Annotated in this window: 19 protein-coding genes; 11 read left to right on the top strand and 8 right to left on the bottom strand. The window is 74.4% G+C overall.

All coding sequences use genetic code 11. The features are described 5' to 3' along the window. Positions 1 to 171: 171 nt before the first annotated feature. From HTZ77_RS32690 to HTZ77_RS32700, 3 genes are all read left to right on the top strand, one after another. On the top strand, positions 172 to 2,172 hold the full coding sequence (locus HTZ77_RS32690; protein WP_328808906.1) for a glycoside hydrolase family 6 protein: 2,001 nt from the start codon (positions 172 to 174) through the stop codon (positions 2,170 to 2,172). Positions 2,173 to 2,377: 205 nt separating this feature from the next. Next, positions 2,378 to 2,986, top strand: a complete 609-nt coding sequence (locus HTZ77_RS32695) for an RNA polymerase sigma factor (protein ID WP_175593741.1) — start codon at positions 2,378 to 2,380, stop codon at positions 2,984 to 2,986. Next, positions 2,979 to 3,884, top strand: a complete 906-nt coding sequence (locus HTZ77_RS32700) for a CU044_5270 family protein (protein WP_175593596.1) — start codon at positions 2,979 to 2,981, stop codon at positions 3,882 to 3,884. The genes HTZ77_RS32695 and HTZ77_RS32700 overlap by 8 nt, the downstream gene beginning before the upstream one ends. Positions 3,885 to 3,893: 9 nt before the next feature. Here HTZ77_RS32700 and HTZ77_RS32705 read toward each other — a convergent pair whose 3' ends face one another. Further along, positions 3,894 to 5,003 carry a magnesium and cobalt transport protein CorA gene (locus HTZ77_RS32705; protein ID WP_175593597.1) on the bottom strand — a complete coding sequence of 370 codons (1,110 nt, stop codon included), beginning with the start codon at positions 5,001 to 5,003 and terminating at the stop codon, positions 3,894 to 3,896. A 257-nt stretch (positions 5,004 to 5,260) separates the two neighbouring features. Between HTZ77_RS32705 and HTZ77_RS32710 the strand changes: the two genes are divergently transcribed. Next, complete coding sequence (locus HTZ77_RS32710; RefSeq protein ID WP_175593598.1) at positions 5,261 to 5,959, top strand: M50 family metallopeptidase; 699 nt, start codon at positions 5,261 to 5,263, stop codon at positions 5,957 to 5,959. 72 nt (positions 5,960 to 6,031) lie between these two features. Here the strand turns inward: HTZ77_RS32710 and HTZ77_RS32715 are convergent, their stop codons facing one another. Next, positions 6,032 to 6,448 (bottom strand): MarR family winged helix-turn-helix transcriptional regulator, encoded by a 417-nt coding sequence (locus HTZ77_RS32715; RefSeq protein WP_175593599.1) that lies wholly within the window; start codon positions 6,446 to 6,448, stop codon positions 6,032 to 6,034. Between the two features lie 58 nt (positions 6,449 to 6,506). On the opposite strand from HTZ77_RS32715, the gene HTZ77_RS32720 reads away from it, so the two are divergent. Next, positions 6,507 to 7,376 carry an LLM class flavin-dependent oxidoreductase gene (locus HTZ77_RS32720; RefSeq protein ID WP_175593600.1) on the top strand — a complete coding sequence of 290 codons (870 nt, stop codon included), beginning with the start codon at positions 6,507 to 6,509 and terminating at the stop codon, positions 7,374 to 7,376. Here HTZ77_RS32720 and HTZ77_RS32725 read toward each other — a convergent pair. Beyond that, positions 7,357 to 8,325 carry a winged helix DNA-binding domain-containing protein gene (locus HTZ77_RS32725; RefSeq protein ID WP_175593601.1) on the bottom strand — a complete coding sequence of 323 codons (969 nt, stop codon included), beginning with the start codon at positions 8,323 to 8,325 and terminating at the stop codon, positions 7,357 to 7,359. The genes HTZ77_RS32720 and HTZ77_RS32725 overlap by 20 nt on opposite strands. A gap of 137 nt (positions 8,326 to 8,462) precedes the next feature. On the opposite strand from HTZ77_RS32725, the gene HTZ77_RS32730 reads away from it, so the two are divergent. From HTZ77_RS32730 to HTZ77_RS32745, 3 genes are all read left to right on the top strand, one after another. Further along, positions 8,463 to 9,662 (top strand): hypothetical protein, encoded by a 1,200-nt coding sequence (locus HTZ77_RS32730; protein WP_175593602.1) that lies wholly within the window; start codon positions 8,463 to 8,465, stop codon positions 9,660 to 9,662. A gap of 61 nt (positions 9,663 to 9,723) precedes the next feature. After that, on the top strand, positions 9,724 to 11,484 hold the full coding sequence (locus tag HTZ77_RS46795) for a hypothetical protein (protein ID WP_235995539.1): 1,761 nt from the start codon (positions 9,724 to 9,726) through the stop codon (positions 11,482 to 11,484). A gap of 193 nt (positions 11,485 to 11,677) precedes the next feature. Next, positions 11,678 to 14,851: a coiled-coil domain-containing protein gene (locus tag HTZ77_RS32745; RefSeq protein ID WP_175593603.1), complete on the top strand. Its 3,174-nt coding sequence runs from the start codon at positions 11,678 to 11,680 to the stop codon at positions 14,849 to 14,851. Here HTZ77_RS32745 and HTZ77_RS32750 read toward each other — a convergent pair. The 3 genes from HTZ77_RS32750 to HTZ77_RS32760 are packed head-to-tail and all read right to left on the bottom strand — an operon-like array spanning position 14,841 to position 17,427. Continuing rightward, positions 14,841 to 15,455 (bottom strand): class I SAM-dependent methyltransferase, encoded by a 615-nt coding sequence (locus HTZ77_RS32750; protein WP_175593604.1) that lies wholly within the window; start codon positions 15,453 to 15,455, stop codon positions 14,841 to 14,843. The genes HTZ77_RS32745 and HTZ77_RS32750 overlap by 11 nt on opposite strands. Then, positions 15,452 to 16,093 (bottom strand): TIGR04282 family arsenosugar biosynthesis glycosyltransferase, encoded by a 642-nt coding sequence (locus HTZ77_RS32755; protein WP_175593605.1) that lies wholly within the window; start codon positions 16,091 to 16,093, stop codon positions 15,452 to 15,454. Before HTZ77_RS32755 ends, HTZ77_RS32750 begins: the two co-directional genes overlap by 4 nt. Beyond that, positions 16,063 to 17,427 (bottom strand): glycosyltransferase 87 family protein, encoded by a 1,365-nt coding sequence (locus HTZ77_RS32760; RefSeq protein WP_175593606.1) that lies wholly within the window; start codon positions 17,425 to 17,427, stop codon positions 16,063 to 16,065. Before HTZ77_RS32760 ends, HTZ77_RS32755 begins: the two co-directional genes overlap by 31 nt. Before the next feature lie 137 nt (positions 17,428 to 17,564). On the opposite strand from HTZ77_RS32760, the gene HTZ77_RS32765 reads away from it, so the two are divergent. Beyond that, entirely contained in the window at positions 17,565 to 18,536 is a 972-nt protein-coding gene (locus HTZ77_RS32765) for an NAD-dependent epimerase/dehydratase family protein (protein WP_205304285.1), read from the top strand. Beyond that, on the top strand, positions 18,533 to 19,192 hold the full coding sequence (locus HTZ77_RS32770) for a glycosyltransferase family 2 protein (protein ID WP_175593608.1): 660 nt from the start codon (positions 18,533 to 18,535) through the stop codon (positions 19,190 to 19,192). Before HTZ77_RS32765 ends, HTZ77_RS32770 begins: the two co-directional genes overlap by 4 nt. A gap of 15 nt (positions 19,193 to 19,207) precedes the next feature. Here HTZ77_RS32770 and HTZ77_RS32775 read toward each other — a convergent pair whose 3' ends face one another. Then, entirely contained in the window at positions 19,208 to 20,554 is a 1,347-nt protein-coding gene (locus tag HTZ77_RS32775) for a citrate synthase (protein WP_175593609.1), read from the bottom strand. 75 nt (positions 20,555 to 20,629) lie between these two features. Between HTZ77_RS32775 and HTZ77_RS32780 the strand changes: the two genes are divergently transcribed. After that, positions 20,630 to 21,859, top strand: coding sequence for a LeuA family protein (locus HTZ77_RS32780; RefSeq protein WP_175593610.1), 1,230 nt, complete (start codon positions 20,630 to 20,632; stop codon positions 21,857 to 21,859). A gap of 62 nt (positions 21,860 to 21,921) precedes the next feature. Here HTZ77_RS32780 and HTZ77_RS32785 read toward each other — a convergent pair whose 3' ends face one another. Further along, on the bottom strand, positions 21,922 to 23,208 hold the full coding sequence (locus HTZ77_RS32785) for an MFS transporter (protein WP_205304157.1): 1,287 nt from the start codon (positions 23,206 to 23,208) through the stop codon (positions 21,922 to 21,924). Positions 23,209 to 23,293: the final 85 nt, after the last annotated feature.

Raw genomic sequence — 23,293 nt, forward strand, 5'->3', positions numbered from 1 at the left:
GGGACGGGCGGCGACGTGAAAGTTTCACCGCGCGGCGTGCGGGATCACGGCCCTCGATGAAACTTTCACGGCTCTGGTGCGGGTTCGGGAGTCCGGCTCACCGGAGTCTGTACACGGGTGTGATTCCGGGCTATGCATGGGAGCGCTCCCACTTCTGAGAGGACCCCCCACATGAGAAACCGCCTTCTCGTCGCGGTGTGCGCCCTGCTCGCGGGGCTCGCCACGGCGCTGATGTCGGCACCCGCGGCGCAGGCCGCCGTCGCCTGTTCGGTCGCGTACAGCAAGACCTGGGACAGCGGCAACGGCTTCGGCGCCAGCGTCACCATCACCAACACGGGCGACGCGCTCACATCCTGGCGGCTCACCTACACCTGGCCGGGCAACCAGCAGGTGACCAACGGCTGGTCGGCGAACTGGAGCCAGTCCGGCCAGAACGTCACCGCGGCCAGCCTCGGCTACAACGGCGGCCAGGCCAGTGGCGCGCAGTGGACGATCGGCTTCAACGGCTCCTACAGCGGCACCAACACCAATCCCACCAGCTTCGCCGTCAACGGCGTGACCTGCGGCGGCGGAGGCGGCCCCAACCCCGGCCAGCAGGCCCTCCAGGTGACGCCGACCTCCCTGAGCGTGCCCGAGGGCGGCAGCGCCACGTACGCGGTGCGCCTGGCCGTCCAGCCCACCTCGAACGTGACCGTCACCTCCACCGCGGGCACCGGTGACAGCAGCCTCACCGTCAGCGGCGGGGCGAGCCTGACCTTCACCTCCGCCAACTGGAACACCCCTCAGAACGTCACCGTCTCGGCCGCCGAGGACAGCGACACCACCAACGGCACGCGGCCCATCACCGTCGCCGCCGGCGGCCTGACCAGCGTGACCGTCACCGCGACCGAGGCCGACAACGACACCGGCGGCGGGACCGGCCACGTCGACAACCCGTACGCCGGGGCCACCGGCTACGTCAACAGCGACTGGTCGGCCAAGGCCGCGGCCGAGCCCGGCGGCTCCGCGGTCGCCAACACCTCCACCGGCGTGTGGATCGACCGCATCGCCGCCATCGCCGGCACCGGCGGCGCCAAGGGCGTGCGCGCCCACCTCGACGCCGCCCTCACCCAGGACGCGGCCAACGGCAGCACGCCGCTGACCATCCAGTTCGTCATCTACAACCTGCCCAACCGCGACTGCTCCGCGCTGGCCTCCAACGGCGAGCTGCAGATCTCGCAGAACGGCCTGGCCCGCTACAAGACCGAGTACATCGACCCGATCGCCGAGATCATGGCGGATCCGAAGTACGCGGCCCTGCGGATCGTGACCGTCGTCGAGATCGACTCGCTGCCCAACCTGATCACCAACACCAACCTGGCCAAGTGCGCCGAGGCGCAGTCGTCCGGCGCGTACGTGCAGGGCATCCAGTACGCCCTGAACAAGCTGCACGCCATCCCGAACGTCTACACCTACCTCGACGCCGCCCACCACGGCTGGATCGGCTGGTCCAGCAACTTCGGCCCGACCGCGGACCTGATGGCCTCCACCGCCCGCGGCACCACGGCCGGCTACGCCAGCGTGGACGGCTTCATCACCAACACCGCCAACTACTCCGCGCTGACCGAGCCGTACTTCACGGTGGGCACCACCGTGAACGGCACGTCCGTGCGCCAGTCGAAGTGGCTGGACTGGAACGACTACGTGGATGAGCTGACCTTCGCCCAGGCGTTCCGGAACGCGCTGGTGTCCAAGGGCTTCCCGTCGACGATCGGCATGCTCATCGACACCTCGCGCAACGGCTGGGGCGGCTCGGCCCGGCCCACCGGTCCCAGCACCTCCACCAACGTGGACGAGTTCGTCAACCAGTCGCGCATCGACCGGCGCATCCACGCCGGCAACTGGTGCAACCAGAGCGGCGCCGGCCTCGGCGAGCGCCCGCGGCCCAACCCGGCCGCCGGCCTCGACGCGTACGTGTGGATCAAGCCGCCGGGCGAGTCCGACGGCTCCAGCACCGCGATCGACAACGACGAGGGCAAGGGCTTCGACCGGATGTGCGACCCGACGTACACCGGCAACGACCGCAACGGCAACAACCTGACCGGGGCGCTGCCCAACGCGCCGCTGTCCGGCCACTGGTTCTCCGCCCAGTTCCGCCAGCTCCTGCAGAACGCGAACCCGCCCGTCCAGTAAGGCTCGCTCCGCAAGATCCGGTACGGCCCCGGCCCCGCTCCCGTCGGCGGGCCCGGGGCCGTACCCTCGTGCTCTCCGGGCCTGAAAGTTCTCCGGGCCTGAAAGTTCTCCGGGCGTGAAAGCGATCGGGCGGATCGGGAGATGAACCATGTCGGCTGATCGCGTCCGGAGGGTGGCACATGACGGGGGAAGCATCGTGACGGCGATGCCGTGGCTCGGCGCGCGGGTGGACGACGCGCACGCGCCCGAACGGCCGGAGCAGGCGCCTTTGACGGACGCCGAGGCGTTCGCGGCCGTCTTCGACGCCTGCTTCGGCGAGATCCACGCCTACGTCGCCCAGCGGCTCGGCCCGGACCACGCCGAGGACGTCGCCTCGGACACGTTCCTCATCGCCTTCCGCAAGCGCGGCCAGTACGACCCGTCGCGGGCGACCGCGCGGGCGTGGCTGTTCGGCATCGCCACCAAGCTCGTGGGCCGGCACCGCCGCCAGGAGGCGCGGGCGCTGCGCGCGCTGAGCCGCCACGGGCCCGGCGCGGAGAGCGCCCCCGGCCACGAGGACCGCGTCAGCGCGCAGGTGAGCGCGCAGAGCCTGCGGCCGGAGCTGGCCGCCGCCCTGGCGGGGCTCCACCGGCGCGACCGGGACGTGGTGCTGCTCGTGGCGCTGGCCGGGCTGAGCCACGAGGAGATCGCCACGGCCCTGGACATCCCGTACGGCACGGTCGGGTCGCGGCTGAGCCGGGCCCGGCGCAAGCTGCGCGCGGCGCTCGGCGGCAGCAACCCCATGGTGGAGATGGAGGAGGCCGGCCGTGGATGAGCTGGAGCTGGTCCGCGACCTGTACGGCGAGCCGCCGCGACCCGATCCGACGGCGCGGGCGCGGGTGCGCGCCCGCCTGGAGCGGCGGCGTACCCGCTGGTGGCAGGTGGCGTCGTGGGCGGCGCGGCAGGAGCGGCGGCCTTCCCGGCCGTCCTCCCGGCGGCGGCGGGTCTCGTGGGGAGGGGCGCTGGCGGGCGCGGCGGCGGCGCTGACGGCCGTGGTCGTCGCCTACGGCGCCTCCGGAGGCGCGGGCGCCCCTCCCGTGCCCACGCGGATCGACGCGTCGGCCACGGGCCGGGCCGTGCTGCTGGCGGCGGCGACCACGGCGGCCTCGGAGCCGCCGGCACGGGGCGCGTACTGGCGCGTCACCCGGCAGACCGGCGCGCGGGTGACCACCCTGTGGGCGGCCCGCGACGGCCGCGCCTGGATCTCCGGCCCCGGGGCCGGCGTGAAGCCGGTCGCCAGGCCGTTCACCATGGCGGGCCGCTCTTTGTCGGTCACGGAGATCGAGGGACTGCCCGCGGACGCCGGCGCGCTCCGGCGGCGGGTGGCGGCGCTCCTGCCGCCCGGCTCCGGCGACGGGGTGCTGGCCGACGCGGTGAGCGGGCTGCTGTGGAGCAAGCCGTCGCCGCCCCCTGTGCGCGCCGCCGCGTACCGGCTGCTCGCGGACCTGCCGAACGTGCGTTACCTGGGCCGCTCGGCCGATCCGAAGGGCCGGCCCGGCGAGGCGTTCGCGTTCACGCTGGACCCCGCCACGGGCGTGCGGCGGACGCTGGTCGTCGACCCGGCCAGTTCGCAGGTGCTGTCCAGCAGCGACAGCCCGGGCACGGGCGACGGCCGGGAGACCCGGATCGTGCTGGCGGCCGGCTGGACCGACGAGGGGCCCGCCTCGGAGTGAGCGGCCGCGCTACAGCCAGTCGCGGCGCTTGAAGACGAGGTAGAGGGTCACGCAGACCACGCCCATGAGCACGATCGCGAACGGGTAGCCGAACACCCAGTGGGTCTCGGGCATGTGGTCGAAGTTCATGCCGTAGATGGTGCCGACCAGCGTCGGCGCGAACAGGATGGCCGCCCACGCGGAGATCTTCTTGACCTCCTCGCCCTGCTGGATGCTCGCCTCGGTCATCTTGGCCATCTCGGCGTTCTGCGCCTGGGTGACCAGCGTGGAGTTGATCACCAGGATGTCCTGGAGCATCTGGCGGAAGGCGGCGACCCGCTCGTTGACCGTGATGGCGTGGTCGGCCACGTCGCGCAGGTAGCTCTGCAGCTCGTCGTTGACCCCGTACTTGGCGGCACCGGCGATGAAGCCGTCGATCAGCCGCACCAGCGGCGCGGTGGCCCGCTGGAACTCGATGACCTCGCCCGACAGCTCGTACACGCGCCGCGACACCGACGGGTCGCCGCTGAACACCTGGCCCTCGATCTCCTCCAGGTCCTTCTGCAGCCCGGCGACGACCGGGGCGTAGCCGTCGACCACGGCGTCGAGGATCGCGTACAGCACCGCCTGGGGGCCCTGCCGCAGGAGGTCGGGGTCGGACTCCATGCGCTTGCGCACGGCGTGCAGGTCGGGCGCCTCGGCGTGGCGTACGGTGATGACGAAGTTGGGGCCGACGAACACGTGCACCTCGCCGAACGCGACCTCCTCGACGTCGTCGAGGTAGCGGGCGGCGCGCAGCACCACGAACAGCGTGTCGCCGTAGCGGTCGGCCTTCGGGCGCTGGGAGCCGACGATCGCGTCCTCCAGCGCCAGCTCGTGCAGCTCGAACTCCTCGGCGAGCTTGACCAGCTCCCACTCCTTCGGCCGGTAGAGGCCGATCCAGGCGAGGCTCTCGGGGGTCTTCTTGAGCCGTTCGAAGGCGTCGGCGAGCGAGCCCGGGTTGTCCACCCGGTGGCCGTCCTGGTAGACGGCGTTGTCGATGACGGTCGGCCGGTACGGCGCCTCCTCGACGGCACGCGGGTCCATCTCGTGCTCGGGCGCGTCCTGGCGGGTCGCCTCGCCGCGCCTGAAAGCCTTCATCCGTGCCACGCCGTCCCTCTTCCCGCCGGCTGATCGGGTGACCGTATCTCCCGGTCCCGGGTGGTGTCGCGCCATTTATCCAGCCGATCCTTCACTTTTGTATCAGATCACGTTCGTCAGGTCGCACCGGCGAACGGCCTGTGACCAGCGCGCGAACGCACCCCCACGCGGAAACGCCGGCGCCCCTCACCTGCCCAGCGAACCCGCCGTCAAGCGGCCCGCCCACGGGGGCCGCGGCCCGGATAGGGTCGTGCTCGATGGACGAGCTCTGGGCCCACCTCATCAAGGCACAACCCGATCCCGCCCCCTGGGTCGTGCCGGTCACCGCTCTGGCGGCGCTCGCGATCGTGTCGTTCAGGACCTCCTGGCAGCTCAGCCGGGGCCTGGTCACGATCGCGCACGAAGGGGGCCACGCGCTGATGGCGCTGCTCACCCGGCGCAAGCTCGAAGGCATCCGGCTGCACTCCGACACCTCGGGCGTGACGCTGACCCGGGGGCGGCCCAACGGGCCCGGCATGGTGCTGACCGCGCTCGCCGGCTACCTCGCGCCGTCGCTGCTCGGGCTGGCCGCCGCGTGGCTGACCGAGCGGGGGCGCATCACGCTGCTGATCTGGAGCGTGCTGCTCTTCCTCGTGTGCATGCTGCTGCTGATCCGCAACCTGTACGGCGCGCTGATCCTGCTGGCGACCGGCGGCGCGGTGTTCGCCCTGTCGATGTACGCGCCCAACGAGGTGCAGCAGGCGGCGGCCATGGTGGCGGTGTGGTTCCTGCTGTTCGGCGGGGTGCGGCCGATCATCGAGTTACAGCGCAAGCGCCGGCTGCGGCAGGCCCGCGACTCCGACGCCGACCAGCTCGCCCGGCTGACGTTCCTGCCCGGCGGCTTCTACGTGTTCTTCTTCCTGGTGGTGGCGTGCGCGTCGGTGGTGGCCGGGGCGTACCTGATGAACCCGCTCTGAGCCCCGCCCGCTCTGAGCCCCGCCCGCTCTGAGCCCCGCCCGCTCTGACCCTGGCCCGCCAGTCCCGGCCCGCTAGTCCTGATCCGAGGCCAGGCGGTCGAGGGCGGCGCGGAGCAGGCGCCGCTCTTCCTCCGACAGCGGCTCCATGAACGCGCGCTCGGCCTCCTCGACCGCCGCCGCGCCCCGTGTGAGCACGTCGCGGCCGTGCGTGGTGAGCTCCACCGCGTTCTTGCGCCGGTCGTCGGGGTGGGGGCGGCGCGCCACGAGCCCCTTGCCCTCCAGCGCGTCGACCATGGCGACCATCGTGGTGCGGTCGATGCGCAGCTCCTGGGCGGCCTGCTGCTGCGACACCGGTGACCGGGCGTCGAGGACGGTGAGCACGGCCAGCTCGCGCCCGTCGATGCCCAGCGGCTCCAGCGCGGGCCCGGTGAGCCGGGTCAGGCGGAGCTGCGCGTGCTTGAACAGGTAACCAAGGCGGCGTCTCGACACAGGGGAATTCTCGCACTACGGTAATCATCAGTCTTACTGACGATCAGTGGAGCTGACATTGCTGAGTTTCGGCATCAAGACCGTTCCCGTCGGCGTCACGTACACCGACCTGCTGCGCGTCTGGCAGGAGGCGGACGAGCTGCCCGCCATCGAGCACGCGTGGCTGTGGGACCACCTCCTGCCGCTGTTCGGGCCGGTGGACACGCCCATCCACGAGGGCTGGACCATGCTGACGGCCCTCGCGGCCCGTACCGAGCGCCTCTCCTTCGGCCACCTCGTGACCAGCAACCTCACGCGGGCGCCCGCCCTGCTCGCCAAGATGGCGGCCACCGTGGACGCCGTCGCGCCGGGCCGGCTCGTCCTCGGGCTCGGCGTGGGCGGGACCCGTCAGCCGGGCGACACCCTCGTGCCGCGCGAGTACGGCGCGTACGGGCTGCACATCGCCTCGCCCGGCGAGGGCGTGACCCGGCTCGCGGAGTCGTGCCAGATCATCAGGCGCATGTGGACCGAGGAGCGCTTCGACTTCGACGGCCGCCACTACCGGCTGCGCGACGTGGTGTGCGAGCCCAAGCCGGCCCGCCTCCCGCCGCTGCTCGTCGGCGGCTGGGGCGACCGGACGCTGGGCGTGGTGGCCGAGCACGCCGACATCTGGAACGTCCCCGGCCCGCCGCACAACTCCCTGGAGTTCATCGCGGAGCGCAACCGGACACTGGACGAGCGGTGCGCGGCCGTCGGGCGCGATCCGGCGGCGCTGGTCCGGTCCACGCAGGTCACCGTCTCGTACGAGGACCCCGGGGCCACCCGGGCGGTGGTCAAGGAGCTGGCGGGGCTGGGGCTGACCCACATCGTGCTCAACCTGCGCCCGCCGTTCCCCGAGGGAGTGGCCCGGTGGGCGGCGGACGAGATCATCACGCCTCTGTCCGGGTGAGGAAGCGGCGGACGTCGGCCACCTCCTCCGCCAGCGGCTCCGCCGGCAGGGGGCCGAAGGGTCTCACGGTCGCCTCCGCGCCCCTGCGCTCCCAGACGCCCGCGGCCACGCCGCCGGCCAGCACCACGGGGCGCAAAATCCCGCCTCCGGGGAACACCTGCCTGGCGTGCGCGGCGGGCACGACGGGATCGCGGCTCTTCCAGCCGAGCAGGAGCTCGTCGAACGCGGGAATCAGCCGTACCGGGACGTCCTGAGCCGGGAGCGGGTCCGTCGCGTCCGGATCGGGGCCGCTCAGGCGCCAGGCCGTACGCGCCTCGCCCAGGGACAGCCCGGACCAGGCGGCCAGGTCCTCCGGCTCGGACGGCCGGTGGGCGCGGCGGTAGCGGCGGGCCAACTCGGCCAGCGCCCGCTCCCGGTCGGGCTCCGGCGCGATCGGGGCGCCGAGCCAGTCGGCGGCGTGGACGTACGTGGGCTTGCCGCCCCGGGGCGGCGCGAGCACCGCCAGCCCGTGGAAGGCGGCCAGCGCGACCAGGTGCACGACGCCCTGCCCGTAGGCCCTGCCCGCCAGCCGCTCCTCCAGCTCGGCCTTGGTCAGCGGCCCCTGACCGGCCAGGGCGCCCTCGATCAGGGGCAGCAGGTCGTCGCCGGTGACGCCCTCCTGGCCCAGGCGGCGCAGGGTGCCGGTGTCGCGCCGGGTGAGGGCATGCAGCCACGGCAGGTCGTCGGCGTGGACGAAGTGCAGGGTGCCGCGCGGGCCCCAGGCGCGGACGATCTCGCGATCCCGCCACGCCGTCTCGACGTCCGCGAGCCGCAGCGACGGCGAACGGGCGCGGAAGGCCAGGCAGGCGGAGGTGACGTCCTGGGCCTGCACGGCGAGCAGGCGCCGCACGACCTCGCCGGCGCCCAGGCCCGGCGGCCGGTGCAGCAACTGCGCCTCGACACTCCTCACGCCCGCCCGCTCCTTCGCCGACCTGTACAGGTGCGCCTGGATTCTCCCGCATCGTCCACCCCGGACCGAACCGGAGCCGGAGGGCCGTGTCCCGCCGCGGTCCGAGATTGTCGGCCGGAAGCCTTACCTTAGAGCGCGTGCCCGATCAGCCCCTGACCCTCGACGCCGCGCTCTCCGACGAGGCGGTCCTGTCGACCTACCGCCGCATGTTCGCGGCCCTGGCCCGTGACAGCGGGGCCGTGGTGGACGACCCGGCCCTGGTCGACATCGCCGAGACCCTGTTCGCCGCGTTCGCGGAGGCGGGCGAGGAGTGGCTGACGCACGAGCAGATGCGCTTCGCCTGCCGGGCCTACCCGGGTGACCAGTTCGACAACCGGCTGCGGGTGCTCAAGGGGCTCGGGGCGATCCGCGAGGTGTTCCCCAAGCCCAACCAGCTCCGCTACCGCGCGTCGTTCACCAGCGTGGTGGGGCTGATGTTCATCCGGCGGATGATGGACGACGGCGGCCAGTCCGAGATGCACCGCCTGCTCGCCCTCGAGGACCTCAACGTCGCCGACCCGCGCACCACCATGGACGAGGCGCGGCAGAGCGCCGCCAACCTCGCCCGCGCGTTCCGGCTGTGGGCGCTGGAGCTGATCACGCTCACCACCGGCACGATCGAGGAGCTGCGCGAGCAGGCGCCCAAGCTGTGGGGCACCGAGGAGATCGCCCGGCGCGCCCAGAGCCTGCACGGCACCATCCTGACCCGCTGGCCCGAGCTCGACCGGGTCTGCACCGACCTGCGGGCCGCCATCTACGCCTACAGCGACGCCTCCCGCCGCGCGGCCGGCCGCCTGGCCGACTCGGCGGGCACGACCCGCAACCTCACGCTGCTGCCGACCGAGACGTGGCGCACGTTCACGCAGACCGCCTCCAAGGAGCGGCTGGCGGCGGTGCTCGACGGGTTCGTCTTCGACGCGCCGGCGCCGTGGCACGACCCGGCGGCGATCGCGCGGGCGGTGGACGAGGCGCCCCGCCCGGCGCCGGCGCAGCCCACTCCCCCGCGCTCGGCCCTGCCCGACCCGGGGCCGCAGGGCTCGCTCGACTCCTCGCCGGGCGCCGTCGTGGAGCGCCTGACGGGGGTCGCGGAGTCGCTGCTCGGGGCGTCGTCCCGGGTGGCGCTGGCCGACGTGCTCGGCGACGACTGGCCCTCCGCCCGGCGGCTGCTCGCCGACCTGACCACGATCGATCTGCGGCCGGAGCTGCCGTACCGGCTGACCTGGTCCGACGACCTCACCATCGACCCGGACCGGGAACCGGCCTGGCTGTCCCACGGCCACCTGGAGCGCACCTCATGACCCGCACTCGTTCCTGTCCGTCGTCGCTCGCGGGCGCTTCGAGCCTTTCCGGAGGCGCGTCATGACGAAGGCGTCGAAGCGCGCGCACGTGGACGGCGCCACCGCCCACGTGCTGGCCCGCGCCGGCGGTCCCCTGGCGCTGGGCGCGGGGGCACCGGCCCCGCCGGGCATGCTCCGGCTCACCCGGCCCGACTCCACCGGCCAGGCGCTCCCGGTGTGGCCCGACGGCGTCACGCCGGCGCTGCTGGAGGAGCACCAGGTGGCGCCGGTGCCGGTGGAGCGTTCCGGGGAGCAGCGCCGTGTCCTGGCCGCGTGCCTCAAGTGCTGCTGGACCGATCACTCCATCGACCCGTGGCCGGGAGAGCCCGCGCCGGTGGAGCTGGTGCTGGCGACCTACCGGGCCCTGATCGGCCGCACGGACGACCTCATGCGCAACTGGGCGGTGGGGGCGCTGCGCCGCCTGCACGACTCGGCCTGGGTCGTCATGGCGGACGGGCTGGTGACCCTCGGCCCGAGGTGCGCGCTGTGGCCCGTGTCGTCGCTGGCGCAGCTCAAGGAGCTCGTACGCCGGATCCCGGAGCCGGAGCGCGCGGAACTGAGGGTGGTGGCGGACTCCGACATCGTCGCGGCGGCCCGCGCGACGGCGGCCGCCGGAGCGGATCAGGGCGCGCCCGAGGCGGATCGCGGTGCGGCCGAGGCGGCTGAGGACGCCGGGCCCCTCCCCGAAGGAGAGCGGGCGGATCTCGAAGGAGAGCGGCCCCTTCCCGAAGATGAGCGGGCGGAGGCCGGAGAAGTGCGGGCGGAGGCCGTCCTCGGTGGCGAGCCGGGCCGGCTCCAGGCCGAGGACGAGGACGAGGACGAGAGGACAGGATCCCGGGCGGCCGGGGCGAGGGCGGCGGCCTTGCCTGCTCTCGGGGGACGCGCCGAGGCCGAGGTGCCCGACTTCGACGATCTCCTCGACGGCTACGACGAGAGACGGCGCGCCGAGCTCGTCGCCGCGTACATGGTGGTGGAGTACGCCGCCGAACCCGCCCAGGAGGCGCGCTTCGCGGCTCTGCGCGACCCCGCGCTGCGGAGCACGCTCGGCGAGATGCTCGCCCGGCGCGGCCGCACGCTGATCCAGCACCGCGAACGCTGGATCTCCGGATACTCCGACGAGACCGCCGCCCGGGCGCTCCGCGAGGCCGCCGGCCGAACCGCAGACACGACGGCCCCAGAGGCAGACACGACTGCCCTCTCCGCGAACACGGACACGGACACAGATACAGATACAGATACGGCCACCGACACGGACACGGACACGGCTCTCGCAGACGCGGACACCTCTTACGCAGGCCCCGCCGCCTCGACCGGAGGCGAACCCGGGAACGGCGGCCCCCTCGCTCCTCCAGGGCGGGCTCGGAGCCGGCGTGGCGCTGTGGGGTTCGACGCCTCGAACGGGCCCGGTGGCTCGATGGGGCTGGGCGAGGCGGAGCGGGCGGTGCTCACGCTGGTTCTCGTGCATTCCGTGGCGATCCCCCGGGCCGAAGGCGTGCTGCCGGAGGACACGTGGCTGTCCCCGCATCCCACGCCGGTCGAGGAGCTGCGGCGGCACACCCAGGTGCCGATCGGCGAGCTGGAGGCGGCGCTGCGGGTGTTGCGGCACGCGGGGCTGCTGGCGCAGGTGAAGGCGGGCGAGGAGGCGGGCGGGTACGTGCCCGGCCCCCAGTTCCATCGGCTCACCCCGGCGGCGCGGCGGCGGTTGCAGGAGGAGCTGATCCTGGCGGCCGGCCCGCACACGCCGCTCGCGACGGCCGTAAGAGCCCGAAGATCCGCCGGATAGGAGACCGGCGGACCGGCGACCGGATGTGGGCGTGGCCGGACGTCTGGCATGCCTGTCCGGTCCAGCGTGGCGGACGGGTTGAAGCAGGACCGCGCGGCCTCGGGGTCGGGTGGGTGGACAGGTACGAGGCTGTCCGGCGGCGAGCCGGGTCAGTGGATGGCGTGACCGTGCAGGAAGGGTGGCGGGAGTTCGAGTGTCGCAGGTGGAGAACGTGGTCGGGGACCGGGTGCTGATCGCCGTGCAGGCGGTCAACATCTCGCGGCTCTCGACCCATCCGGTGCCGACCGTCCCGGGCACGCTCATCGTCGTCGCCGGCGCGGGTCCCAAGGACTCCAACGGAGCCGGCAAGTCGTCGTTCATCGCGTCGATCACGGCGCTGCTGGGCGACGAGCAGTGGCGCTTCGCCTCCGGCGCCAAGGCGGTGTCGGAGCTGCTGTTCAACGCGGAGCTGGCCAGCGGGGCCGGCGGACGGCAGTGGGCGAGCGCCGACCACGGCTACATCGTGGGCGTCTTCGGGCCGCCTGAGGTGCGTACGGGCGATCTGTCGCGCGTCCTGCAGTCCAGGGCGACGACGGTCACAGGAGCGGCCGACCTCGGCCCCGGAGCGGAAGCTCTCGAGGTCACCGGTGCCGGGACGAGCGCCGACGCCGATGCTGAGGCCGGTGCGGGCGCCGGGGCCGGGGCGGGCGGCAGCGGCGCCGAAGCACAGGGAGACGGCGAAGAGCCGCTGCGGAGCGGGGAGCTGTTCGCCGTGCCCGACACCTCCGGCGGCGCCATGACCGTGTGGCTGCGCGTCAACCAGGAGGCGCCGCACCTGGAGATCCGCTGGCGTGACGGCGTCCACCTGGCGTCCGCCGCGTCCGAGGCGGAGCGGGTCGCGCGCGCCGACGAGACGTGGGCGTCCCTCCCCCGGTCCGCCGGGCGGCGCGACGTGGTGGCGCGCGACCTCACCAAGGTCCTGTACGGCGACCGCGTCCGCTGCGTGTCGTTCCTGTCCACCTCCGTCCGCAGCAAGGTGGCCACCAACCTGCTGTCCCAGCCGCTCAACGAGATCTCCCCGGAGCGGGTGTTCGAGGCGATCGCGGCGCTGACCGGGCTCGACGCCGAGCTGGAGCAGGAGCGCGAGGCACGCCGCGACGAGCACGCCAAGCGGGTGCGCGCGGCGCAGGCCGGCGAGCGGCTGGCCGAGTTCGAGGCGGAGTCGAAGGCGCTGCTGACCACGTTCGACCGTCGCGACCAGGCGCGGGTGCGGCTGGCCGAGGCGCTGCGGTGCTGGCGCGGCAGGCAGGCGCGCAAGCTGGCCGACGCGGCGGCCAAGGACGAGGCGCTGGCCGAGGAGCTCGCCGGGCACCAGGCGGCGAACGCGGCGGCCGCCGAGGCGATCGCCATGGTCAAGGCCGAGATCGCCACGTTGAAGGACGACACGCTGGACCGGGGCGTCACCGAGGCGCGGCGGGAGCTCGCGGCGCTCCAGGCGCGGGCCGCCAAGCTGGAGGCCGACCGGGCCGTGGCCGAGAACTCCGCCGACGAGCTGCGCGGCCGGATCCCCGAGCTGGAGGAGGCTCGCCGGTTCGCCGACGGCCGTGACGTCCCGGCGGCGGAGCGGGAGCTGCGCGAGGCGCGGCTGCGGCTGAACGAGGCGTTGAAGGCCCTCGGCGTCGCCGACCGGGAGGTGGCCTCCGCCCAGGCGGCCCTGGACGACGCCGAGGGCGGACCGGCCGCGGCGCAGCTCAACGCCCTGACCGCGGCCGGTCTCCACGCCACCGGCCTGCTGGACGCGCTGGACGTGGCCGAGCAGGCGCGCGACCAGTCCCGCGCCCCGGGTCTGAGCCTGGGCGGGCTGCGCGGCTGGCCGCACGAGCACGCGGTCATCGTCGACGCCGGACGGCTGGACGAGGCGGCCCGGGCGCTGCGCGACCTGCCCGGGTCGGTGCTGGTCAGCGCGGCCGGGGTGAGCGTCGTGGGGGCGTTCGACAGGGTGGCGACCGGGCGCGAGGCGCGCATCAAGGCCGCCGAGCAGCGCCTGAACCGGGCCCGCGACACGCAGGAGCTCGCGGCGCAGTCCGTACGCGACGAGGAGGAGGCGGTCGCCGAGGCGCAGCGGCGCCTCGACGGCGCGCGGGCCGGGGTGCGGCTCGCCGAGGTGGAGGAACGGCTCGCCGAGCGGCGGGCGCGGCTGGAGGAGCTGGCCGGCGCGCTGGAGGAGGTCGTCCCGGCCGTGGCCGAGGCCGAGCGCCAGGCCGCCGGGCTCGACTTCCGGGCCCGTACCCGGGACATGGAGATCGAACGGCTGGAAGGCCGGCGGCAGCGGCACGAGGCCGAGCGCGCCCAGGCGCGCGAGCAGGAGACCCGCGTCGGCGGCGACCGGGAGGCGCTGAAGCTGGCCGCGCTGGCCGCCGACTGGGGCGGCACCGCCGAGACGGCCCGCGAGTGGCTGCGGGCGCTGCCCGAGGAGGAGCGGCCGCGCACCGCCGAGGAGTGGTGGCGGATCGCCGAGCGCCACTTCGACCAGGCGTTGCGCGACACGTTCCCGGAGGAGGACGCCGAGATCCCCGAGGAGCTGGCGTTCCTGCTGTCGGAGCGCGGCGGGAGCACGGCGCGCGAGCAGGCGACGTTCGCGGCGGTGTGCGGGGCGCTCGCGTCCTACCTGCGCGGGCAGGAGGAGTACGAGAAGCACCAGCGGCGGCAGATCGAGGCCCAGCTCGTGTCGCGGCAGCGCGACCTGGCGGCGGCCGACAAGGGCGCGGAGGAGGCGGCGCAGTCGACGGCCGTCCACCGGGCGGCGCTCAGCGCGGCGATCAAGGCGCGGCTCACCCGGGTGGCGGAGGAGTTCGAGAAGCTCGACACCTCGTACGGCGGCTACGGCGCGACGCTGGAGTTCCCGGTGCCGCCCGCGCCGGTCGACCCGGAGCAGCGCTGGCAGTGGCGGGTGACGCCGAAGTGGCGGCGCGGCGAGGGGCAGGGATTCGTGCCGTACAACCGGCGGGCCAACACCGCGCTGATGGACGAGAAGGCGGTCAAGCTGGTGTGCGCGGCGGCGATCGCCTCGTCCGGCGGCGGCCATCTGTGCCTGGTGCTGGACGAGCTGGGCCGCAACCTGGGCAAGGAGCACCGGCGCGAGGCGGTGGCGCTGTTCCGGCGCATCGGCGAGACGTACGGGATCACGGTGATCGGAGCGCTGCAGGACGACATGGAGCCGTACGCGATCGACGCGTGCGGTCAGTACGTCAAGCTGCGCCGCTCGTCGGACGCCATGCCGTACAACGAGCCGCCGGTGATCGTGGGGCACGACCAGCACGCGGACCGGGTACGCGCACTGGCCGCGTACATGGACAGGACCCCGGCTGCGACGGCGCCTAGCGACTGAGGCGCGCCAGCCACCGGCCGTGTGCCGTCCAGCGCTCCACCTGCCGGAACCCGGCCGCGTGGGCGAGCCGCGGGATGTCGCTCGCCGACACGGTCGCCCAGCCGAACCAGTCGCCGACGACGGGGCCGCGGCGCAGCCGGAGCCGGTCCACGCGGCTGGTCGCGTCAGGCGGTGCCAGCTCGGCCAGGACGGCGCCGCCCGGCCGGACCAGTTGCCTGACCCGGCGCAGGAGCGCCTCCGGGTGGCCGCCGATGCCGATGTTGCCGTCGGCCAGCAGCGCCGTCGTCCACCGGCCGCTGCCCGGCACCTCGTCGAAGACGTCGCGCAGCAGCGCGAATCCGCCTGCCCTGCGGGTCAGGGCCACGGCGCGGGGCGTGATGTCGATGCCGAGCGCCCGCACGCCGCGGCGGGTCAGCTCGACGGTGAGCCGGCCGGGGCCGGAGCCGATGTCGAGCGTCGGGCTGGCGCACCGCTCCAGCAACGCCTCGTCGCCGTCGATCGGGTCGAACCAGCGCGCGGTGTCCAGCGCGACGCGCGTGCCGTCCACGTACTCCAGCTCGGCGCCCGCCCCGCCGAGCGCGTCGGCGTAGAGCTGCCCCATCATCGGTCCAGCTCCCGGAGCGCGGCGGCGAAGTGGGTGTCCGGCGCGTGGGCGGCCACGGTCGCGGCGTCGGCCGCGGTGTCGACGTCGGTCAGTTCGGGCAGCAGGTGAACGGCCAGCCCGGCCCGGTCCAGCCGGTCGAGCTGCAGTTTGCCGGTCTCCGGGTGCGACATCGGCACGCCCAGCACCAGCGCGGGATCCGGCCTGCGCAGGCCGAGCAGCCAGAAGCCGCCGTCGGCCGCCGGGCCGTAGACCGCGTCGTGGCGCGCCAGAGCGTCGGCGGCCTCGCCGAGCAGGGCGGGGGTCACCTGCGGCGTGTCCATGCCGATCAGGACGACGGGGTCCGGCCGGAGCCGGTGCGCGTCCGAGAATGCCGCCGCGAGACGCTCGTCCAGGCTCGTGCCCCGCTGGGGGATCACCGTGAAGCCGGCGGGCAGCCAGCCGCCCGGCAACCCGTCCAGGGCGAGCAGCCGCTGGGTGGCGGGCGTGGCGGACACCGCGCGCAGGCTGTCGCGGAGGGCGGCCTCGGCGAGCGCGGCGGCCTGTCGTGGGCTGAACGGCGGGGTCAGCCGGGTCTTGACCCGTCCCGCCACCGGCTCCTTGGCGATGATCAGGATTTGTGCCGAACAGTCGGGTGACATGCGTGGTCCTTCCGAGACGGAGGCCGGCAAGGGCGAAGAAGGCGATCGAGGGCCGGGGCGGCCGGCGTCCGCCGGCGTACGGCCCAGCCGACCGGCACGGCCAGGGCTGCCGCGGCGTAGAAGGCGGTCGCGGGGCTGGTGGCCGCCATCGGTCCCGCGACGTAGGCGACCCCGCCCGCCAGCGCCACCCCCAGCCACTCCCACCGACCGTCCATCGCGGCCAGCGCGACGACCGGCAGCGCGTACCAGGAGTAGCCCGGCGTGAGGAGCAGCAGCAGCGACCCGGTGACGATCAGCGCGCCGCGCCATGGTCGTTCCGGTTCGCCGTGGCGCAGGACGAAGAGAGCGATCAGGGCGAGCAGCGCGATCGCGGCGTAGGGCGCCCAGGCGTCCGGCAGCACCAGCCGCAGCAGGGCGTAGCGGTGTCCGTCGGCCGGGCTCCCGTAGCGCTCCTCCTGGAGGTAGCCCGGTAGGTAGCCCACGACGGACGCCCGGGAGAACAGCGCGTAGGGCAGGTAGGCGAGCGCCACGACCAGGGTGGCGGGCACCAGCGTCCTGACGACGCGCCGCCGGTCCGCTCCGTTCGCCAGCACTCCCGACAGCGCGCCGGGCAGCGCCGCGGCGGGCAGCAGCTTGGCCGCCACGGCGGCGCCGAGCAGCGCCCCGCGGGCGCGCGTCGCGCTCATGGCGAGCACGACCAGCAGCACGGCGAGCATGTCGACGTGCGCGTTGTTCACTGCCTCGACGGGTACGGCGGGGCACCACGCCCAGCAGGCGGCCGTCCGGACGTTCCACCTGCACAGGGCGAGGAGCACGACGACGGCCATCACCCAGCCGCCGAGCTGCAGGCCCTTGTGCCGGGCGCCGTCCGGTGAGAGCCAGTGGACCAGGAGGAAGTACCCCTGGGCGACCGGCGGATAGATGGTGGGCACGGTGGGGCGGTTGATCCTGGTGCATCCCCCGCCGGGGAGAGGCCACAGGTCGCGGGCCCCGCACGCGGAGGGGAAGAGCCAGCCGTCGCGCAGCCCGGCGAGTGCCGGGTCGGCCGGCGGGTGGTCGTACGGGGAGATGCCCGCGGCCTGCACCCGGCCGTCCCAGGCGTATCGGAAGGAGTCGGTGCTGCTGCTCGGCGGCGCCGACAGCCCGGCCGTGGCCATCACGACGCCGCCGGCGACGACCAGGACGGCCAGCCGCCTGTCCGGCTCCCGGCGCGCCAGCCACACCGCCACGGCGAACAGCGCCCAGGCGAGCAGATACCAGCCCAGACCGGGCGACCCGGCCACCGTCCGCACCACGGCGAGGGCCAGGCCCACGAGCACGACGATGAGCTTCACGCCGGCAGCCTCACATGTCGGAGGCGGTTCGTGGCCGCCGGAGCGCGAGACGTTCGCACTTCACAAGAACTCTTACGGAGTGCGAACGTCGCTGCGATCCGGCCGCGGGCGGGGCTAGCGTCGGACGGGTGAGAGTGATGGTCACCGGCTCGGCCGGATTCGTCGGCGGTCACGTGGCCGAGGCGTTCGAGGCCGACGGGCACGAGGTCGTCGGCCTCGATCTGCGCACCGGCACCGACGTGCGCGACGGCGCGGCGCTGGACCGGCTGCTGCCGGGGGTGGATCTCGTGGCGCACCAGGCCGCCAAGGTGGGTCTCGGCGTGGACGTCTCCGACCTGCCGGACTACGCCTCGGCCAACATGTACGGCACGGCCGTGCTGCTGGCGGCCATGGCCCGCCACCGGATCGAACGGCTGGTGCTGGCGTCCTCGATGGTGGTCTACGGCGAGGGCTCCTACGAGTGCCCCGCGCACGGCCCGGTGCGCCCGGGCCCGCGCGCGAGACGGGACCTGGAGGAGGGCCGGTTCGACCCCGTCTGCCCCGGCTGCGGCGTGCCGCTCCGCTGCGTCACCATCGCCGAGGACGCGCCGCTCGATCCGCGCAACGCCTACGCCACGAGCAAGCTCGCCCAGGAGCACCTGGCCGCCAACTGGGCGCGGGAGACCGCCGGAAGCGTCGTCGCGCTCCGGTACCACAACGTCTACGGCCCCCGCATGCCGCGCGACACGCCCTACGCCGGCGTCGCCGCGATCTTCCGCTCCGAGCTGGAGGCGGGGCGGCCGCCGAAGGTCTTCGAGGACGGCGCTCAGCTGCGCGACTTCATCCACGTGCGCGACGTCGCCCGGGCGAACCTGGCCGCCGCCCTGGCGCCCGCGCGTCCCGGCGAGGCGCGCGCGTACAACATCGCCGGCGGCCTCCCGCGCACCGTCGGCGAGATGGCCGCCGCGCTGGCCGCCGAGCGGGGCGGGCCGGCTCCGCGGATCACCGGCGGATACCGGCTCGGGGACGTCCGCCACGTCGTCGCCTCGCCCGAGCGGGCGGGCCGCGAGCTGGGCTTCCGCGCGGAGATCGCCTTCGAGGCGGGCATGAAGGAGTTCGCGTGGTCATGACCGTCGAGGTGATCCTGCCCTGCCTGAACGAGGAGGCCGCGCTCGGCTGGGTGCTCGGCCGCATGCCCGACGGCTACCGCGCCGTGGTGGTCGACAACGGCTCCACCGACCGCTCGGCCGAGATCGCCCGCGACCTCGGCGCCCATGTGGTCGGCGAGCCGCGCCGCGGCTTCGGCGCGGCCTGCCACGCGGGGTTGCTGGCCGCGAGCGCGGAGGTGGTCTGCTTCATGGACGCCGACGCCTCCCTCGACCCCCGCCAGCTCCCGAGAGTCGCCGGGCCCGTCCTGGAGGGCGAGGCCGACCTGGTCCTCGGCGCCCGCCGGCCGCGCGCCGCGGGCGCCTGGCCCTGGCACGCCCGGCTCGGCAACGCCGTCATCGCCCACGGCCTGCGCCGCCGCACCGGGGCGCCGCTGCACGACCTCGGCCCCATGCGGGCCGCCCGGCGGTCCGGGCTGCTGGCGCTCGGGCTGAACGACCGCAGGTTCGGCTATCCGCTCGAAATGGTGCTGAGCGCGGCGGCCTCCGGGTGGCGGATCGCGGAGGTGGAGGTGGACTACCTGCGCAGAGCGGGCCGTTCCAAGGTCACCGGCACCGTCCGGGGCACGCTGCGGGCCGCCTCCGACATGCGGCGGGTCATGGCGAGCCACACGCGGTGACGGGTCGCGACGGGGTCAGGGGGGCGCCGGGTCGTCGGTGGGGCGTTCGGGGGGCGGACCCGTGTACGAGGCGCGGAGGCGGAGGAGGGAGCCGCGTTCGTACTCCTCCATGGCGTGCGCCAGCCAGCCGGCGGTCCTGGCCACCGCGAAGATCGCCTCGCCGGCGCCCGGCACCATCCCGGCGACGGCGGTGAGGGCGGCCAGGGCGAAGTCGACGTTCCGTTCGGGAAGCCGGCGCCTGCGGACCTCCTCGAGGACGGCCTGCGCGGCGGCGAGCCGCTCGTGGCCGGGCGCCGCCTCCCGTACGAGTGCGAGCAGCAGCTCACCGCGGGCGTCGCCGTTCTTGTAGACGCTGTGGCCGAAGCCGGGGATGCGCTCGCCGCGCCGCACCCGGTCGGCGATCACGCGCGCCGCGCGGTCCGGCTCGGCCACCTCGGCGAGCAGGCGTTCCGCGCCGTACGACGCGCCGCCGTGCAGCGGGCCGCCGAGGACGCCGAGGCCGGTGAGCACCACCGCGTACGGGTCGGCGCGGGCGGAGGCGGCCACCCGGGCGGCCAGGGTGGAGGCGGCCAGCTCGTGGTCGGCGAGCAGGACCAGGGCGGCCTGCAGCGCGGCGAGCAGGGCCGGCGTGGCGGGCCGCGGGCACAACCGCGCCCAGAGCCGTTCGGCCACCGCCCCACGGCCCCCGGAGCTCCCGCCCCCTGACGCCGGGGGAAGGGGTGAAGCGCCTCCCAGCGTCGGAGCGTCACCCGGCTGCGGGGCGTCGTCCGGCGTGGGAGCGTCACCCGGCTGCGGGGCGTCGTCCGGCGTGGGAGCGTCGTCCGGCTGCGGCAGGGCGTCCACGAGGCCCGCGACCAGGCGGCGGCCGGTGGCGGCCACCGAGGCGGGGTCGAGCTGGTGGCGCAGCGAGTCGGCCGCCCCCAGCACGGTGGTGATGACCTGGAGCCGGTCCAGGGGCAGCAGGTCGGCGGGCAGCCCCTGCTGCGCCTTCACCGCGGCCCGCAACGCCTCCTCCTCGCACGCCCACCCCACGCCGCCCTCCGGAGAGCCATGATCCCCGGTCCAGAGCCATTCCGCGACCGCCTCGAACCCGGACGTCCTCGCCAGGGTCAGCGCGTCGCGCCCGCGGTAGTACGGCCGGTCGAGTCCCAGCGCCGTGACCGCCGACTCCACCACGAGCTCCGGCGGCTGCCCCCGGGGCCGGCCGCGGCGCGCCAGCCGTTCGATCTCGGCCGCGTCGAACAGGCTCCTGCGGTCGTCGCCGTGCCGCCGTGTGAGCAGCCCGCGGCTCACGTACGCGTAGAGCGTCGCGGGCTTGACCCCGAGCCGCTCGGCCGCCGTGGCGGCGTCGATCCACTCCACGTCCCCGCCTCCACGCTTCCATATTGATGAAAATCAATATTGATACACATTGAATGCACATGTCAACGTGAGGGCATGCCTCAGATTCACTTCCTCGACGTGACGAACCGGGACGGCGTGCAGACCGCGCGCACCGGCCTGTCCAAGTTCGGCAAGACCATGGTCAACTTCTATCTGGCCAAGCTCGGCGTGGCGCAGTCCGAGATCGGCTTCCCGTTCCTGTTCCACGAGGTCCCGTACGTCCGGGCGCAGGTGGCGCTGGCCGAGGCCGGGGCATTCGGCGGGCTGCGGCTGTCCGGCTGGTGCCGGGGCGTGGCGGCGGACGTGGAGCGCGCGGCGCCCCTGGGCCTGCGGCACTACAACCTGTCCATCTCGACGTCCGACTACATGATCCAGAACAAGTTCCGCGGCCGGCTCGACCGCGACGCGATCGTGCGCGAGATGAGCGCCGCCGTCCGCGCCGCCAAGGACGCGGGCGCCGAGACGGTCGGCGTCAACGCCGAGGACGGGTCGCGCACGGACACCGGGTTCCTGGTGGAGTTCGCGCTGGCCGCCAAGGAGGCGGGCGCCGACCGGGTGCGGTACTGCGACACGATCGGCGGCGACACGCCCGGCCGCATCCGGGAGCGGTTCGCGGCGCTGGCCTCGGCCACCGGCATGCCGGTCGAGACGCACTGCCACAACGACCTCGGGATGGCCGTGGCCAACTCCCTCTCCGGCGCCCTCGGCGACCTGGAGGCCGGCCAGGACGCGTGGGTCAACACCTGCGTGAACGGCATCGGCGAACGCTCCGGCAACGCCGACCTGCTGTCCACGATCCTCGCCTTCCGGCACGGGTTCGGCCTCGAGGCCAAGGAGGCCGAGATCGGCGATCCGCTCGACCTGTCGTGGGCGCGCCGGTTCGGGCTGTGGGCGTCGTACGCGTTCGGGCAGCCGCTGCCGTACAACCAGGTGGGCGTGGGACGCAACGCGTTCGCCCACGAGAGCGGCATCCACGCGGACGGCGCGCTCAAGGACCACGGCAACTACGAGCTGTACGACGAGGCGACGCTCGGCCCGTTCCCTGCGGACTGGCACACCCGCGCGGGCCGGGTCGTGCTGACCGGCGAGTACGGCGGCAAGGCGGGGTTCCGCCACGTCATGGAGGGCCTGGGCGCCGAGGTGCGCGAGGAGGACCTGACGCTCCGGCTGGTGCAGCTCTGCAACGCGATGACCGGCCGCCCGCTGACCGACGACGAGCTGCGGCTGATCGCGGCCCATCCGCGCGAGCTGTCGCTGCTGTTCCCCGGCCACGAGTCCGCCTGACACCTGCGCCCCGGTCAGGAGCCCGCCTGACCCCGGATCACGAAGCCGGACCGCCCGCCCTCTCAGTCCAGGGCGCGACCACGCGTCTCGGGCAGCGCGAGCAGGCACAGCAGGCTCAGCACGGCCGTCGCGCCCACGTACCCCCCGACGGCCGCACCCCCGCCCCACGCCTGCAACCCGGTCGCGACCAGCGGCGGCACCGCACCGCCCAGCACCCCGCCGAGGCTGTAGGCCACCGAGGCCCCGCTGTAGCGGAACTCGGTCCGGAACAGCTCCGGCAGGTACGCCCCCATGGGCCCGTAGGTCAGCCCCATCAGCCCGAGCGCCCCGCCCAGCGCCAGTCCGGCCAGGGCGACCGACCGGGTCTCCATCAGCGGGAACATCACCGGCCCCCACACCGCGGCCAGCGCCACGCCGGTGACGAGCACGCGGCGGCGGCCGAACCGGTCGGAGGCCGCCGCCGACGCCGCCGTACCCGCCGCCATGACGCCCACCCCGGCCAAGGTCAGCGCGAGCATCGTGGTCCTGGGCAGGCCGAGCGTCGCGGTGCCGTACGCCAGGCAGTAGGTGGTGGCGGTGTAGAACAGCGTGTACGCGATCGTCATGGCGCCCGCGCCCAGCAGCACCCGGCGCCATTGGTGGCGCAGCAGCCCGGCGAGCGGCACGCGGGCGACCCGGCCGCCGTCCACGGCCGCGCGGAAGACCGGCGCCTCGCGGACGCGCCGCCGTACGTACAGGCCGACGGCCACGAGCGGCAGGGCGGCCACGAACGGCAGCCGCCACCCCCAGCCCGCGAACTCCTCCTCCGTCAGCGCCGCCCCCAGCACCAGGAAGCACCCGTTGGCCGCCACGAACCCGACGGGCGGCCCGAGCTGCGGGAACATCGCGTACCGTCCCCGCCGGCCGGGCGGGGCGTGCTCGGCCGCGAGCAGCGCCGCGCCGCCCCACTCGCCGCCCAGCCCCGCGCCCTGCGCGAACCGGAGCAGCACGAGCAGGACGGGCGCCGCGACGCCGATCGCCGCGTGTCCGGGCAGCAGCCCGATCGCCGCCGTCGGCAGCCCCGTCACCAGTAGCGAGACGACCAGCGTGGTGGCGCGACCGGCCCGGTCGCCCCAGTGGCCGAACAGCGCCGAGCCGAGCGGGCGCGCCACGAACGCCACCGCGAGCGTGGAGAAGGCGGCCAGCCGCGCCGCCACCGCGTCCATGCCGGGGAAGAACACGCCGCCGAGCACCAGCGCCGCCGCGGTTCCGTAGACGTAGAAGTCGTAGAACTCGATCGCGGTGCCGCAGAGGCTCGCGACGGCGACCCAGGAGACGCGGGGGCGGCCGAGCGTTCCGGCTTGGGGCATGAGGGGCATTTTGTCTCATTATCTGAATGGGCGTCTCACCATCTGACACGCTGACGCTACCAGCACGTTCTCTTCCCGATCCGGC

Origin of the sequence: Nonomuraea montanisoli (assembly GCF_013363975.1) — a bacterium.
GTDB classification, from domain to species: Bacteria; Actinomycetota; Actinomycetes; order Streptosporangiales; family Streptosporangiaceae; genus Nonomuraea; species Nonomuraea montanisoli.